The 15164-nt window shown below is 49.6% G+C and carries 13 protein-coding genes and 3 pseudogenes; 7 read left to right on the top strand and 9 right to left on the bottom strand.

Annotated elements, in window-relative coordinates:
* Positions 1-185: 185 nt before the first annotated feature.
* Positions 186-317 (top strand): annotated as a pseudogene (locus DRI82_RS24380) (VapC toxin family PIN domain ribonuclease); the annotation flags it as partial.
* Between the two features lie 292 nt (positions 318-609).
* Here DRI82_RS24380 and DRI82_RS17680 read toward each other — a convergent pair.
* Together DRI82_RS17680 and DRI82_RS17675 are read right to left on the bottom strand one after the other, a co-directional pair.
* Positions 610-2118 carry an SNIPE associated domain-containing protein gene (locus tag DRI82_RS17680; RefSeq protein WP_114195232.1) on the bottom strand — a complete coding sequence of 503 codons (1509 nt, stop codon included), beginning with the start codon at positions 2116-2118 and terminating at the stop codon, positions 610-612.
* Between the two features lie 115 nt (positions 2119-2233).
* The gene (locus tag DRI82_RS17675) at positions 2234-2578 is read right to left on the bottom strand and encodes a hypothetical protein (protein ID WP_114195231.1); all 345 of its coding nucleotides are present in this window, start codon (positions 2576-2578) and stop codon (positions 2234-2236) included.
* 620 nt (positions 2579-3198) lie between these two features.
* Here DRI82_RS17675 and DRI82_RS17670 point away from each other — a divergent pair.
* The 4 genes and pseudogenes from DRI82_RS17670 to DRI82_RS17655 all read left to right on the top strand — a co-directional run bounded on the left by DRI82_RS17670 (position 3199) and on the right by DRI82_RS17655 (position 5440).
* The gene (locus DRI82_RS17670) at positions 3199-3591 is read left to right on the top strand and encodes a hypothetical protein (RefSeq protein ID WP_245956873.1); all 393 of its coding nucleotides are present in this window, start codon (positions 3199-3201) and stop codon (positions 3589-3591) included.
* Positions 3592-3802: 211 nt separating this feature from the next.
* Positions 3803-4801, top strand: a complete 999-nt coding sequence (locus tag DRI82_RS17665) for an Abi family protein (protein ID WP_114195230.1) — start codon at positions 3803-3805, stop codon at positions 4799-4801.
* Positions 4802-4943: 142 nt separating this feature from the next.
* Positions 4944-5184: pseudogene (locus DRI82_RS17660) on the top strand (exo-poly-alpha-D-galacturonosidase); the annotation flags it as partial.
* A 34-nt stretch (positions 5185-5218) separates the two neighbouring features.
* On the top strand, positions 5219-5440 hold the full coding sequence (locus DRI82_RS17655; protein ID WP_114195228.1) for a hypothetical protein: 222 nt from the start codon (positions 5219-5221) through the stop codon (positions 5438-5440).
* Between the two features lie 200 nt (positions 5441-5640).
* On the opposite strand, the gene DRI82_RS17650 is transcribed toward DRI82_RS17655, so the two are convergent.
* A complete protein-coding gene (locus tag DRI82_RS17650) occupies positions 5641-6519 on the bottom strand; it encodes a hypothetical protein (protein ID WP_157968095.1) in 879 nt (292 codons plus the stop codon).
* Positions 6520-6812: 293 nt separating this feature from the next.
* Between DRI82_RS17650 and DRI82_RS17645 the strand changes: the two genes are divergently transcribed.
* Both DRI82_RS17645 and DRI82_RS17640 read left to right on the top strand, forming a co-directional pair.
* Positions 6813-7355 carry a LemA family protein gene (locus DRI82_RS17645; RefSeq protein ID WP_114195226.1) on the top strand — a complete coding sequence of 181 codons (543 nt, stop codon included), beginning with the start codon at positions 6813-6815 and terminating at the stop codon, positions 7353-7355.
* A 4-nt stretch (positions 7356-7359) separates the two neighbouring features.
* On the top strand, positions 7360-9444 hold the full coding sequence (locus DRI82_RS17640) for a DUF2207 domain-containing protein (RefSeq protein WP_114195225.1): 2085 nt from the start codon (positions 7360-7362) through the stop codon (positions 9442-9444).
* A gap of 143 nt (positions 9445-9587) precedes the next feature.
* Here the strand turns inward: DRI82_RS17640 and DRI82_RS17635 are convergent, their stop codons facing one another.
* The 6 genes and pseudogenes from DRI82_RS17635 to DRI82_RS17610 all read right to left on the bottom strand — a co-directional run.
* Entirely contained in the window at positions 9588-10490 is a 903-nt protein-coding gene (locus DRI82_RS17635) for a LysR substrate-binding domain-containing protein (RefSeq protein ID WP_114195224.1), read from the bottom strand.
* Positions 10491-10636: 146 nt separating this feature from the next.
* Positions 10637-11338: a LuxR C-terminal-related transcriptional regulator gene (locus DRI82_RS17630; protein WP_114195223.1), complete on the bottom strand. Its 702-nt coding sequence runs from the start codon at positions 11336-11338 to the stop codon at positions 10637-10639.
* A 57-nt stretch (positions 11339-11395) separates the two neighbouring features.
* Complete coding sequence (locus DRI82_RS17625) at positions 11396-12571, bottom strand: hypothetical protein (protein WP_157968094.1); 1176 nt, start codon at positions 12569-12571, stop codon at positions 11396-11398.
* Position 12572: 1 nt separating this feature from the next.
* A complete protein-coding gene (locus tag DRI82_RS17620) occupies positions 12573-13091 on the bottom strand; it encodes a hypothetical protein (RefSeq protein WP_114195221.1) in 519 nt (172 codons plus the stop codon).
* Between the two features lie 59 nt (positions 13092-13150).
* Positions 13151-13858: a pilus assembly protein gene (locus DRI82_RS17615; protein ID WP_114195220.1), complete on the bottom strand. Its 708-nt coding sequence runs from the start codon at positions 13856-13858 to the stop codon at positions 13151-13153.
* A gap of 79 nt (positions 13859-13937) precedes the next feature.
* Positions 13938-15164, bottom strand: a pseudogene (locus tag DRI82_RS17610) (TcfC E-set like domain-containing protein); the annotation flags it as partial.

Genomic DNA, 15164 nt, shown 5'->3' with positions numbered 1-15164 from the left:
TTCACTGCTGTTGGATTCAGTTAAGCGCGAAATGGTCAGAAAATAAAACAACCTTTTCTGCTAAAGATATCTGTGTGGGGCATATCTGAAGGTAGGGCGACGGACGGGAGAATTCGTCGAGACCGGATGGAGAACCTGTTAACAAGGGCAAAAAGCTTGTTCAGGTGAATATCTTTCAGCAGAGACGCTCCACCGTTGATGCGTCCACTAAGATAAAGACCGCACTGGCCACCGTCGGCAAACCTATCGGCCCGAAGGACACGGCCATCGCCGGGTACCCCATTGCGGCCGATGCCATACTGATGACCAACAATTAACAGGAGTTTGAGCGGTACCGAGCTAACGCTTGAAGACTGGGTGAAATGAAGACTATGATTCTTGCCATTTCAGGAGACAACGACACAAATATCACAAGTCGATTGCACTGTGACCATATATGCAAGATCCATAAATCATAGAAAATTCAGGAATGTCGCCCAACAGAGCGAAAAATTAACATTTAGCGTTTTTAATGAAGGCACGTTTAAGTTGCAAATCTAAAAAGTTCAGCAACTTGGTACCGGTTCAGATCACCTAATATTATTTTCGTTCCATTGGACGGAGGACTCATTAAATGGCGTCCGCAAAGCGTGGCTGTTGGACTGGCAAGTTAGCCGTCGTTGCTGTGTGCTCGGCTATCTTCTTCCGGATCGCCAGCGTTTCATGGTAGTGCTGTGCGCTTGCTGTCTCGATAAAGTCCACGTCGCTTCCTGCTATTTCGTACACGGCATTTTTGATATCTTTCATACTCACATTAAAGAATTCTTTGCGCTTGTTCACCAGGTTGGTACGTCTTTCGTTAAAGCGCTGGTGCAGAGTATTTTCAAGTGTTGGTGCATCTTCACAGTGGATCATTGCGTGTACATCGAACAGGAATGGCACCGAAGCACTGCCCAACTCATCTATGCGATCCTGCGGGTCGAGGCGGCGAGTCATTCCTATTTTGAAGACGTTCTCTCCAAAAGCTCCGAGATTAGAGATAATATAAACGTGACCGCGTTTAGTCTGCTGGGCCAAGCTGAGCGCTTTCTGCCCTTTCAGTTCGGCTTCGGTCAACGCTTCTTGCAGCACGGCGATTTTTTCCTGATAGGCTTTGGCTTGTTCGGCGGTCATTATCGCCAGTTTTGATTCCATTTCCTTGCGGGCCTTATCAAGAGCTTTCTGTGCACGTGCTTCTTCTACTTCTGCTTCCTGAATTGCGCGATCAATCTCCTGTTGCGCCTTGCGTTCTTCAGCCATCTGGGCGCGAATTTCACGTTGTTCTTCTTTTTCGTCCTGTTTTTTGATTTTATACTCATGAACCAAGTCGAGTTCCTTAAGCTTGAGTTGGAGATATGCTTGGCTAATATGAATGTCGTTAACTTCATTCAAGCTATTTATTTTATTAAATGCTGCATGAATGCGGTCGTGCATAACAGACCAATTTTTAAAAGTACAGTTTGCTATGGCTGCATCACATTCGCCGTTGAAGGCACGGGCTGTCAGGTTGATACCCCTAGTGGTCATTCTCTTACCTTCGGAGCGAGAATTATGTACCTGCCACTCTGTACCACACCAAATCGCACCACCGATGTCCTTAATGCGTAATAATGCTTTCTGCTTCTGCCGATTTTCGCGGACAGCATCTTTAAATTCCTCTGATGTATCAAAGTTAAAGTGCGGTTCATAGGCCCCCATTTCTGCGAAGTCAGCATCCTCGCGGTAAATGGCAATTGCCTTTTCGAGATCGTCGTAGATACCTTTCTTGGTGACGTATGAACTGCGCAGGTCTTGGATTTGTTGTTGGATGAGAATGCTAGTTTTTTGCGCGTCGGTTAGCAGACCTGTCGCTTTCTGCTCCATCAGAGCGGCGGCAGCCTTTGCTGCGTTAACCATGGCCTGTGATTCGCTGTCTGCTTGTGAAATTAGCCTCTGTGCTTCAGCTTCTGCATCGATAATTGATGCAAAACTTTCAAGCTGAGCAGATTTGGCATTATCAGCAGCTTTTACCGAATTTAATTTTTTGATGGTAAAGATCAGTACGGTGGTTAGTATGATAAGAACAACAACACCTGCCACTGAGAGGTAAACTAAGTCCATTTATCTATCCTTCTAAAATTTTCAAGTCCAAGTTATAAAAGCTAACTTTTTAAAGAAATGAATGCTGCAAGCTTCATATTTCTCTTGACGATATATGAAGCTTGCAGTTCAGCAACTACTCCTCATCAATTTTGCTTTTAATCCTATTTTTAATAAAAACAGATTTGTTGCATATCGTTGGGAAATCATCTTGATGATCGATAATATATCGTACCACTGTATCACTGTCCTCGGAACTCCATTTATTGAAATGGAAAATCTGACTATCCAACCAGACCTTCAGTATTTTGTCATCTTTTGACACGGTGAAAAGTGCCGCTATTGCGCGGCGTTCTTTGGCATTTTCAGACTCAGTGAAGTGAAGCTCATCAGAAAAGTCATGATGTAGTAGTTTATTGATAGCCTCGCTTAACTCACCCCGATATATTTCACGAGAATGAAGCGCATACTGAGCATCCATTAACAGTGCTCCCTGCAGCAACTCAGGAGTCACAGATTTCAACGTTACTTCAGGGTGTTGTGCTGCGACGACAAACCAGTCTGGTATTGCAAAGCGATCCGAGCAACGTTGCCTTCACTTTGTCATCCAGTACCGGATCCTGGCTCAAGGCATCACTATTATTGCCTTCATTTTCGATTGGTGCCCGGAGAAGAATGCGAATACTTATCCCGCCGCATCTGACAGCAAGAATATATAAAGCTATTAGTACATGACGATAGGGCTCTTCTCTTGGAACTGTGAGCGCAAGGATGTGGATGTCGTTCACCAGTTTTTTCATTAACCGCGGCGTAATTTGTGGATATTCTGCTGGTCGCCAGCGCTCTAATAGCTGTGCAACTTCATAGTAGCCCGCACAACGGGTCCTGAAGCTAGCAAACTACTGCAGCCGCCTTCTGAAGATGACAACACTTGAGTATAGCTAAATGGCATGTGATTTTTATCGCTGCATATATTTCACTTCATTTTTTCACATTGCATCATTAATTATAGGCTGCATCAAATGTTAACTATTGACGCAGTCTATTTGCTATGCGATTTCATTTTCCATAAAATTTACAAAATCGCATTGAGGTGACATTTTGGGTAAAACTATTGACAGAGGAACAACTGCACTGACGATGCGAAATATTCCTTCTGATATTGATGCAGCCATTATGGCTCAGGCCAAGGTAGTGGGTACGCCCAAGAGTGATTACTGGTTCGATGATTCGCAGACCCTGACAGAAAATCGGGAATACTGCCGTATTCTCGGTATCTTTAAGGAAGAGGTATTACAGCGCATCATGATGTCGGGCATGCCCTGGCGAGAGATACGCGCGGCACCTGCAGGACGTTACGCTTTTACCGCACGGTATTTCGATGGCATTTGCCCTTTTTGCCGAAGCGGCGACATGCGATCTGACAACTTTGTTGGAGCTTCTCCAGGTTCTGTTTTTTCGGATAAAAGAAGATCAATTCCTCGTTCAGGTTGATGAGATGCGCGTAACTTAGCGCTTACCTGTGTCGGGAAGAACAGTTTTCTGAGACGCTAGAATGAGAAAAGCCATCCCGAGAGATGGCTTTTCCAGTACTACCAGTACTAACTTATGCGCTCAGGTCCGAAGAAATCTGAGCCTTGATATGACTAATTTACCAGCGTCTTCCGGAGGCGTCAACTGGTACCCCGGCAGGCCGGAGAATCACATGGATCTAGAAGACTATATTTCTGCGGAGCGACTGAAGGTCTATGTAGACGTCCTCAAGCTGAAACCGGATGAGGCGCTCGGTGCCTACAACTGGAACAAAGCCCTGACCAGCGCGATGCAGCCGCTGATGCACTGCCTGGAGGTAACTTTTCGCAACGCGATTGACCACGCCGTCCGGCATAATCCCCCGCCCGGTGCAGCAGGCCTTTGGCGCACCGATGCCAACTGGATCTTCGATCTGCCACGCTACATGGGTGATAAAGCCTATATTCGTCAGGGGAAACGCTACCAGATGGACCGACAAGGCAACATTCTCCACCGTCAGGGAAAGCCAGTGTATGCCAAAACTGCCTGGGAAGAAGACTGTGTCCGAAAAGTCTCGAAACGGATCAAGGATGCCGGAAAAGCGCTGACCAATGAGCGTGTTATCTCTGGGCTGGACTTCGGCTTCTGGACCAATTTTTTAGCGCCGGAGTATGATGAGCCTCGCCAACGCACCCTGCTCTGGCCGCACCTAACGGCGGACGTATTCTCAGGAGCGCCAGTCGGCACCCCGCGGTACGTTATCGAGCGCAAATTTGGTGGGATCCGTGAGCTGCGTAACCGCCTTGCTCATCATGAGGCTATCTGGAAGTTTCAGTATGCAGATCCGACCACGGGTAAACCCGATTACAGTCGGCCGGTGTACGGCCTGAATCCTTCCCTGCACCTGCTGCAGCGCGCATACGATGACATGCTGGAGGCTCTAATGTGGCTAAGTCGCGACCGTTATGCCGCATTTTTGACAGAAGGTCATCATCTACGCTTTAAAACGCTCTGCACCTTAGAAGGCCTGAACTGCTTTACCGGACGGGAACACATCCAAGAAGCGCTGAACGTCCGGCACAGCCGGGAAATGAAGCTGCTGCTAAGAAGTCTGCGTCAGCGTCGCACGATAAAGCTGACCGATAAGGGCCAAACTGTGGCAATTATCGGACCTGACTTTATCCGTACCTGAATATATGGAGAGTGGTGATTGTTGATTGCGACATAACTTAGTTGTCATAAATTCGGATAGCGACAACGCTTCGGGTGGCAACAGAGTTATGGAACGTTCTGTAGCACCCAGAAGGTTCAAGTACCCACGCTGGCTTATGATGTTTGGCAACAGGCTGAATGCCATGGTATTCAACAGCTTTTTTGATGCTCGTTAACTTTGCTACCGGCTATGGCGCTGGCGTGCAGGAGTTTGGTCAGAAAGCACAGAGTGAAGCCTGGATCTTCAATAACTATTTCCGTAACGGTCATGGTGTGGTGGTAGCAGGTAGTCACACCGGCGTATGGATTGAAAAGATCCACGCAGAAGATAACATCATGTATCTCACCTTTGTCGGTCTGCGTATGAGCGCAGTTCCGGGATGTTACGGTGAAGAGCATGATGATTAACGGTACTGCCAAGAAAAACAGCATCATGGTTGACGGCATGACCGTTGCCGAGATGGAGAGTACTTACGGTTTTGCCTTTGGCCGTGATGCTTTCCACCGTGGGCTAAACTTTGAAAACGTTAAGTTCAAGAACACAAAAGCGACGGATATCTCATTCCTGCGAGTAAACCTGTTTACTCAGATGGTGTTCGAAAACGTACCTGCGGCATAGAAATTCAAGCAGGTACAAGAAGTCACGTTGAAAGACAGTGCCAACCGTGGTTACCCCAAGGTGATGAAACTCTCACCCTGGAAGCGGCGACAGAATAACGGAGGTTTTCCCCGCGCCTGTTCGCGCGGGGTTCGGCAGCGCCGTATAAACCGTTGCACGAGGCTTGGCGCAAAATATTTACCCGATGTGCCGGTCAAGCCTCACGTCAGGTATTTCATTGCCGTCACCATAATCCTGGCCTTATAGAGCGCCATGGTAAAATTACCATTGTTCAGCCACGTCTGTACTGATTCCCAGTCTGCCGTTTTTTTGGGGTATGGCGTAGAATTGTGCCGAACCTGTTCCAACAGTATCTTGAGTTCAGTTGGCATTTCGCGTTGAACGTTCTTTATGGTCAACAGGATCTCCTTGGCCTGATAGCTGGCCATATCATAATCCCCATTTTCCAACCATGTCCGCAGGGCATCGCAATCCGCGCTTTTTTTCGGGTACGACACCTTGGCGTTTTGGATCTGGGTCAGAAGTGTTTGCAACTGAGGAGGAATACCCGCCGCCAGATTATCCATGGTTTTAATCATCGCTTTCGCCTGATAGAGGGCTCTGTAGAAATTGCCATTATTCAGCCATGTCTGGAGGGATCCCCAATCCTTACTTTTTTTAGGGTACGACGTGGTATCACTTTTAATTCTATCCAGACGCGACTGCAGTTCAGCAGGAATATCGAGCTGGACGTTCTTCATAGCCTGCAGAATCAAATTGGCCTCATAGATGGCCATGGCATAATCACCATTGTCCAGCCATGACTGCATGGAGGCACAATCCGCTGTTTTATTGGGGTACGTCGTGAGATCGCTGTAGATCTGGTCAAGAAGTGTTTGCAATTGAGGAGGAATACCCGCCGCCAGATTATTCATGGTCGTGATCATCTTTTCTGCCGTGAATATGGCCATAGAAACATCGTCATTACGCAGCCACATCTCTACTGACTCCCAGTCGATTGCCTTCTTGGGGTAGATTGTGGGGTTGCAGCGGATCTGGTCGATAAGTTGATGCAATCTCGCTTCCTGTGACTTTGTCATCGTCCTTTCCCCTCTCTATATGGGCATCCTTTTAGCCTGCGTCCTCAATTATCCCTCAAAATACGGAAAATATGCATGGCCTGTGGCACAAAATTGTGACTTCCTCTGGTTATTCAATTGCCTGCTTTGCGTCAGACCAACTGACTCACCGAGCTGAAACGGCCAGAACTGGAGGCATCACAGCGTACGGTTTCCTTGTTATCAGGAAACTTTCACGATTTACCAGCCATACCAGTGTGCGATAGTATCCATACCAACGGATTATGCTTTTACTGTCAAACATGGATTGAAAAATGGAAATTTATGCCGCTTTGGCCATCGGTGCCGTGGTGCTTATCTGGGCAGTGGTGACCTATAATCGCTTTATCTCCTTGCGCCGTTTCAAAGACGAAGCCTGGAGTGGAATTGCGGTGCAGCTCAAGCGCCGTCACGATCTGGCCCCCAATCTGCTGAGCCTGGTCAAACGTTATGCCCAGCACGAAAAAGATCTCCTGGAAGAAATTACCCGCCAGCGTAGCAACCTGATAGGTGATACCTGTCGGATTGCCGAGAATGAGCGGGAATATTCGGGTGTCCTCGGTCGCGTGTTTGCCTTGGCAGAAGCCTATCCTGAACTTAAAGCCAATGGGAATTTCCTGTCTTTACAACAATCACTGGCTGAAATAGAAGAACAGCTACAGATGGCGCGTCGCTATTTCAACAGCACGGTGCGCGATTTCAATATCCTGGTGGAGTCTTTCCCAAGTTTACTGTTGGCCCATTTGTTTACGTTTAAAACGGATGCTTTTTTTGAGCTTGAGGATCCCGAGGATGCGAAGTTACCACGGATGGAGTAAAGCAATGGCAGACGTCTCCGGCGGGATATTGCGCGTTTTCTGGGTGTGCCTGGTGTTGATGGCAGGGACTGTTCAGGCTACGCCCCATGATATTGCGATAAGTGTACCTGTCGCCAGCGCTTCCAACAGGGAAACACCACAGAAATCGCCCAGGGTTCCCCGCGTCGTGCGAGCTTATGAACATATTGTATCTTTCGATACCCGGGCACATTTTAACCTGGACGGCAGCATGGAGATGAGTGAAAACATCAAAGTGCTGTCTTTGGGCCAACAAATACGCAGAGGGATTTTCCGAACGCTGCCGTTAACCTGGAACCGGCAGGATGGCAAAATTTTCAGCGTCGATTATCAGATCAAAAATGTATTGCGTAACGGAGTAGCAGAACCGTATAGCGTGGATAAATCAGGAAAAACGATCACTGTACGCATTGGTCGTGCTGACCACTTACTGCAACCCGGCATCCATAACTATGAGATCCAGTATCAAGTCAGCAACCATTTCAGCCGATTCCCCGAATGGGATGAACTTTACTGGAATGTGACGGGGAATGACTGGGCCTATTCAATCAGCAAGGCCAGTTTTCATCTGGAATTGCCCGGAGCCAGCGCCTTCCTGAATAAAGAAGGCCGAGATACCCGGCTGCGCTCCATTGATGTCTACACTGGCGTACAAGGTGCAAAAGAGCAAAACGCCCAGATCCTGCCCGATGGCAGTGTGCAGACCTTACAACCGCTCGGAGAAGGTAAAGGTCTGACCGTTGCCTATACCTGGCCACGGACCATTCTTGCCAGCGCACCCGCCCCCATAGCCGCGTCACCGCTCGTGCATCTGCTATTACCGACCACCAAAACCTGCGCGTTATGGATTCCGGTGATCCTCCTCGTCGGCTATTACCTGCTTTGGTGGCGTAAAAATGTAACGGCCATCGGACTGAAGATGCCACCGATTGTGCCGCTGTATTCGCGGCCAGCCACTGTGTCACCGGGTTATCTGCGCTATATCACCCAGCGTAAGTACGATGACGTGGCCTTCAGCAGCGATCTGCTGGATTTGGTTGCCAAACGCGGTGTCAGCATCACGGTAAAAGAGAGCAAACGCAAAAGCTCGTGGTTTTCAAAGAGTCATTCCGTAGATGAACAGTGGCTATCACGCCGACCTGACAATGACGGCCAGCGGTTAAATGCCGATGATAAACAGTTGCTGAGTACCCTGTTTACAGGCGATCGCATGAACATTAATCTCAGCCTGGCCTATCAGCGGCCTATGCAAAATGCGCGCAAGTTATTGGAGAAACGTTGTGAAGACCAGCGTGCACAATTATTCCGTAAATGGGGTACGCCAGTACGACGCGGAATATACATCATGCTGCTGATCCCCGTTATTTCTGGCGCATTATTCAGCTCTGGGGCCGCAATAGTGACTTTCCCCGCGTTATTGTTCCTGCTTTTGGGCATCACCCTGCTTTCTGTACCGCTAAGGTTTTTATTTAGTCCGAGAAAAACAGTTAACAGCTGGGGATGCTTTCCTCTGTTTATATCGCTGATATTTGGTCCTTTCCTGACGTTTGCCAGCGGTCTTTTCATGTTTGAACTCTTGCCCATAACGCAATTTCCCGCCGGTTACATGGGTGCTCTGCTGGTCGCCATTCTGCTGTGCGTGATTTTTTATTGGCTGGCACCTCGTTACACACAACGGGGCCTGAATGATCTGGCTATCGCACAAGGGATGAAATTGTATCTCGGTGCGGCAGAAAAACACCGCTATCAGGCACTTTATCCGCCAGATAAATTGGTCTCCCATTTTGAAAGCATGCTGCCTGTTGCACTGGCGCTCGGCGTGGGACAGACGTGGGCAAATACCTTTGCGCAATACTTGATCAGCACCGGTGCCATGTCGGAAGTGTTTGCCGATGCAGACTGGAACAGCGTGCATCACTTCAGCCAATCCTGTTGTTCATCTTCCAGGGCTACCCCCAGCAGCAGTTCGGGCTCGGGTTCAAGCTCAGGTTCCAGCCACAGCGGTTCGGGCTCATCAGGTGGTGGTTCGTCTGGAGGGGGATCGGGTGGTGGTGGCGGTGGCGGCTGGTAAAGGGATCACGCAGGATGCCGGTCATGACAACCCGGCATCCGTTTCTTCCTGCGTCCCATCCATGCAAAACCATCACTTACCTTCCCGATAGCGTACAGAGTATTCAGCAAGCCGGTTAATTTAAGACCGAAGCAAAACCTGCATCAATCCCACGGATAATGTTGGCTCTCCCAGCGAAACCTATCCATCAAACTTTTCGCCGCTTGCGTTATGGGGCGTTCTGAAGAGTAGGTCAAGGAGAACTCTGCATCAGGAAGCGTTTCATTCACCGGAATAATAGAAAGATTTTGAGCGAGGAAATGCGCACGGACCATGGCTTTTGGCACAACGGTCAAAAAATCAGCATGAAGAACCATTTGCAGAGCCGCAGTGCCAGTACCGCGCATTACCGCTTTATTTGGAGAATTAAAAAGCAATAACTCCAGTGGATTGTACTGCCCCATTGTCGTTACCGGTAAATACCAGTCAGCGTCCTGTAACTGGCTCAGTGAGGTGCAACGGGACAATGGGTGGCCTTTGCGGGCGTATACCCTGTATGTGGTTTTAAATAAAGGCTCTTGCACCAGCCCACTCAAATATTCAGAAGGTACGGCTGTACCTATTATAAAATCGAGTTTACCACTGCGCAGGGAAGGCAATAGCACATTGGTTTGCCCTTCCATGGTAAAAACATTTGAGTTTGGATGGATTTTCCTAAATTTCCCTAAAGCCGCAGAGAATAGGGTTAAAATGGGTAACGACGACAGCCCCACGCCAACGGTACCTGACGTCAGGTTATTGAGGTGCTCAATTTCATCAAGGGTACGATTTAACTCATTTAACACCAACTCCATACGCGTATGAAACATAATACCCGCTTCAGTAGGCATAACGCCGCCGCCCCCTCTTATCACCAACGGCGTGCCGAGTGTTTGCTCCAATTCCTGCAAGCTGCGTGTTATTCCTGGTTGAGACTGGTCAAGTGCTTTTGCTGCAGCGCGGATACTTCCATGCAGAATGACCGCCTGAAATACCTGGAGCTGTTGAAGTTTAGGTAAGACTCTCATAATATCTCTGTTTGTTTAATCCATTAAAAGCAAGCAGTTTAAAGGTAAATCCTTAAGTATTCCAAATAATACCTAAAGTTCCGCGAGAGTATAAAAACACAGTCAATTGACAATACCCTGACTGGTTACTGTTCCCTTGGTTCTTCTCATTTCCATATAGGGAAATATTTGGAAACCGGGTTTTTGTTATTTATTCCAGAACTACTCAGCTCTACCTCATCATTTAATGATTCATTGTTACGTTCGTTAATTATAAGGGGTTGTAACGATCTGATATTTAATTTTACCATTGCTGAACGCTTATAATTACTGACCGTCTTGGGGCTAATCTGTAGGTCTTTGGCAATACCCGCCGTTTTTTCTCCCTCGAGAAGCCGTCGCAATACTATGGTTTCCCGCAGGGAAAGTGGGAGTGCGGCTACCTTGCCAAATTTATATACCTCAGCAAATTTTCCAATATTGATAACCAATTGATTTTCTAATACATCCAGTGATTTTGATGTATCCAGTACGGCGCCAATATTTTTGAGATCCGATAAGTAGCGAGCCATTACCCCAGTGGGTATAATATCAGCAATCAATAATATCCGGGCATTAGGATGCGCAGTGGGTAAAAACTCACCGAAAAGGCGTAAGGTAGACGCGGGATCGTCAACCGTGCTACTCAGCGTCACGATAATAATATCAACAGTAGTTAACTTTATTAATCGGTTCTCATACTGGTCAAGGTGGCTAATACTGGCAACAATTTTACACTTCGCTGAAAATTGCGTATCAAGCAGGATTTCTTCAATCCCCTTGCGGGTATAAAGACATGGACATTGAATTGCTACTCTTTTCTTAGCCACGGTTCCCTCCTGGAGCCGATAAATGAAAGAATTATTATTCTTTTAAAATAATATAATTTATGCTTTAGGGGTAATAATAAAATCCAGGGTACCAGTATGCATGCCCTCTTTCGTTGAGGTGTTCTTGAACAGGTTTATTTCCGGTGTCCAACACATCTGGCTGCGGCCATCCCCAATATCATTCCCTTGTTGCAAGTTAATATGGTTGAGCGTTTCAGACGCAGGGAATTGATAGTCATTTGCTGCACCAACAGAACTCTTCAACTTCAGATTATAGAATAACTGACTGCTATCAGGACCTTGCATCATAAACAAACTGCGCCCTCCTTGCGTGCTGGGGGTATTGCTCACCTTCAACGCATAGGTATATTTTTTCACCCCAGCCAGCACATAGTTCACGCACAGGCTGTTGTTGTTGATATTTTGAATCGTGGCGAGATAACCGGGACCTGCAGCTGTAACATCTGGCAAATCTCCAACATCCGTTGTATTAAGTACCCACGTCGCGGTTGACATTTTAAACACAGGATCTGGGGTTATGACCTCAGTGATCGGAGGAATCGTGCCTCCTGGGTCACCACTGCTCATAGTACAGGCACCCGTCGTTCGGTTGGGTATAAACCAGTAATTTCCGTTACTTGCGTTACCATCTGTACTTGTGGCAGTTGTAGAGACGACTGCCGCCGGGTACGCATTATTCGCTGTTGTCGGCGTGATAATAAATGTCACACTTCCAGAAATGCTCGGTGTTAATATCAGACTACCCGTAGGCTGTGCAAGGGTTATTCCGGGGGTTCCACTACTCGGCGAATTACGGACAGCAACCCCAGTAGGCATTTTAAGCTCCGTGATGGGTACCGGATTCCACACGAAATTTGACGTGCTCAACCCCGTGCTTGAAATAGTCGGAATTTTTATGACGAGATAGTTGGTCGAATTTGGCGCAACGCCGGACCCGCTTGAGCGCGGTGTAGGTTGGAAATCAAAAGCGACTTTCCACTGATTATTACCAATGTCGCTGATTGAACAGTTCGTGAGATCGGTTCTGTAGAACGTATCAGCCAAAGCGGGCTGAATACTATTACCCAGCAGAAGCGCCCCTAAAAAGGCAAGCGATGGAAAACGTATTTTCATCATCATTCCTTGATATTTTACATTCGTAATAAATGTAGAAATTACAGTGTCTATCGTCTCATATGCCTGACGTATCAGCCCTGGTAATAGGAAGAACATGTCAGACCTTCGCCTCAAACATCAGCACCAGCTCACCCACGTAATTACCCACGACGTTCCTGAAACCGCCGGCAGGCTCGTTGGCTCCCACCGATATTACGTAACGCCCTGTGGAGATCCCCCCACCGATGATCGTATTGCTGAAATCCAGCGGGGTGGAACTCAGCGTTTGCAGCGCAGTACCACTGCTCCCAAACTGCACCAGTTCATTGGTGAAAATCAGTGCGCTATTGGATTCATGGGTCAAATTCATCGGGTTAACCAGCGAGACGGTGAAGTCACTGCCATTGCGGATTTTGACATCCACCTCTATCTGCGCCTTATAGCGGGTGACATCACTGCCCTCACCGTTGATCAACTCCAGCGGCGTGTCGTACCAGCCGCCGCCCGGTTTCTCAACCGTAATTTGCGGCAGGTTGGTCAGCAAAATACTGACATCCACACTGCCCAAGTCCACTGCATTGGCAGTAATGCCTGGCAGTAGCAGAACCGCCGCAATTATCTGTTGCCATACCCTCATGGTGCTGATCCCTTTTTAGCTTCTCTTATGCGCCGCACAGCAGTATCCCGGTTGCAACCCTACGGGCAACGCACGTCAAACGGTTTGCCATCGGCATTTCCTTTCACACTTTTCGCCGGGAACACCAGTGGCGTACCGGGATACACGTTCTGATCGGACGGCATACTGCCCGCCGGCGTCACCTGCAACTGGGTGAACGGCGTGCGCACATTCCCTGTTGACGTCAGTTGCAGTCCGCCCGCCGTACACTGGTGCGTCCAGCCGCGGATCTGCGACGTCGTCGGCGGCTGGTGGTGCACCACCACGCCATACGCGATACCAAAGTTGACCGGTGCCTTGATTTTGTCTTTGCTGCCGTCATCCACTACCTTGATGCTCGACACCGGTACGATATACAGCCGGTATACCGTCTCCCGGGCGGGCACCTTCAACGCCACCAGGTTGATATCCCGCTTCTGGCCGGGGCCGAGCGTCAGTTTCGCCGGGTTGACCATCATCTCTGGCAGGGCAACCTCACCCATCGCCTTTTTGCGCTCCGGGCTCTGGCCGGGGTTTTCAACCAGCATCAGGTCGATTTTCAGGTACAGCGGCTTGTCTCCCAGATTACTGACCTGCACCGTGCGGTTCTGCTTGCCTTCCACCGTGCTGCGCGCGGGCATCACCATCAACTGGCCGTCGGCCTGCACCAGCCCGCTTACCGCCAGCAGCCCCAAAGCCAAAGGAATACGGCTAAATTTGGTACGGAAAGTGTTCATCATCTGTTTCATATGGTTACTCACATTTAGTCTGTCTGTTCAATTATCGTACAATCCAAGTGCCGTGAAATACGGCGTAGTCCATGGCCCGCTAGCCCGCCACGCACTGGTAGCGGTTGTCTTTCGGCAGGGTCAGGTCACAGCGGTAGCGCTGCGTGCCCTCCACGGTGATCTGCCTGAGCAGCGTCGATGACGCCACCGAGAACAGCCCGTTCGGATAGACGGTGTCGCCCGTCTCTTTCACCGTGCCGCTGATCGGATGCCCGCTGCCGTCCACCAGGAAACCGTTGTACAGAATGTTCATCTCCACCTCGGCGTTCACCGGGTACACCTGCCCGGGATGGGCGCGTACCACGTTGGCCGGCAGGCGGATATTCATGTCCGTCCCGGCGTCCACCGACTGGGCGCTGGCGAACACCACGTCCTGATAGCTGCCCAGCGGAACCGCATAGGTACTGCCGCCCGCCACCGGGTACCCCTCGACCTTGAAGCCGTACTTCATGTCACCCAGATCCGGGGTTTTGACCAGCAGCGCCGCACCACTCAGGCTGGTCCGCCCCAGTGCAATGCCGTCTTTGCTGGCAGCCAGCATGCCGTTGTAGTTGAAACTGCCGTTGGTCACCCGGTCGTCTACCCCGACACGCACCGAGGCGTCACCGCGGGTGCCGCTGCGCCGACCGGTCAGGCCGAACGCATTGGTGCGGCCCACTTCACTGAAGTCCGCCCCGGCGTAGGTCGTGCCGGTACTGTCTTCAAAGTCACGGGTGTAACTGCCGCCGGTGTGCAGCTTGTCATTCTCGTAGGCCGCGTTGAGCGTGGCGTTACTGTTGTTGAGCATGATGGTGGTGTTGAGGAACACCCCGTAGTTGTTGTCGCTCTGGTTATACCCGCCCTTCTGCACCCCGGCGGAAATCACCGCCCATACCCCGTTGCCCCGCGCATTCCACGAGCTTTGCAACTGGTGGAGTTCGCTGCGGCTATAGCGGCTGTAGTTGTAACTCAGCCGCGTGGGCCCAAACTGCCGGCTGTAGTAAAATGAGGTGCTGTTGCTGGCCTGGTAAAACTCGGAGACCGAGGTGTTCTGGTATTGCGACACCGTCATGGAGCCCAGGCTCTGGCTGCCGGCACTCAGGCTGGCGTACCCGCCGGTACTCTTTTCACCGGTCATGATCCCCACGGTCGGTGCCACGTTCAGGTCGCCGATCAGCATGGGCCGGGTGATGTTGTTCTCCAGCGCCCAGGCGCTGCCGCTGCCCTTGATCAGCGAACTGCTGGCGGCAAACCAGGTGTTCTGGAAGCTGGCCCCGGCATTGACGAT

This window comes from Edaphovirga cremea (genome assembly GCF_003332275.1).
Lineage (GTDB): Bacteria > Pseudomonadota > Gammaproteobacteria > Enterobacterales > Enterobacteriaceae > Edaphovirga > Edaphovirga cremea.
This window is presented reverse-complemented; position numbering and strand designations above follow the sequence as displayed.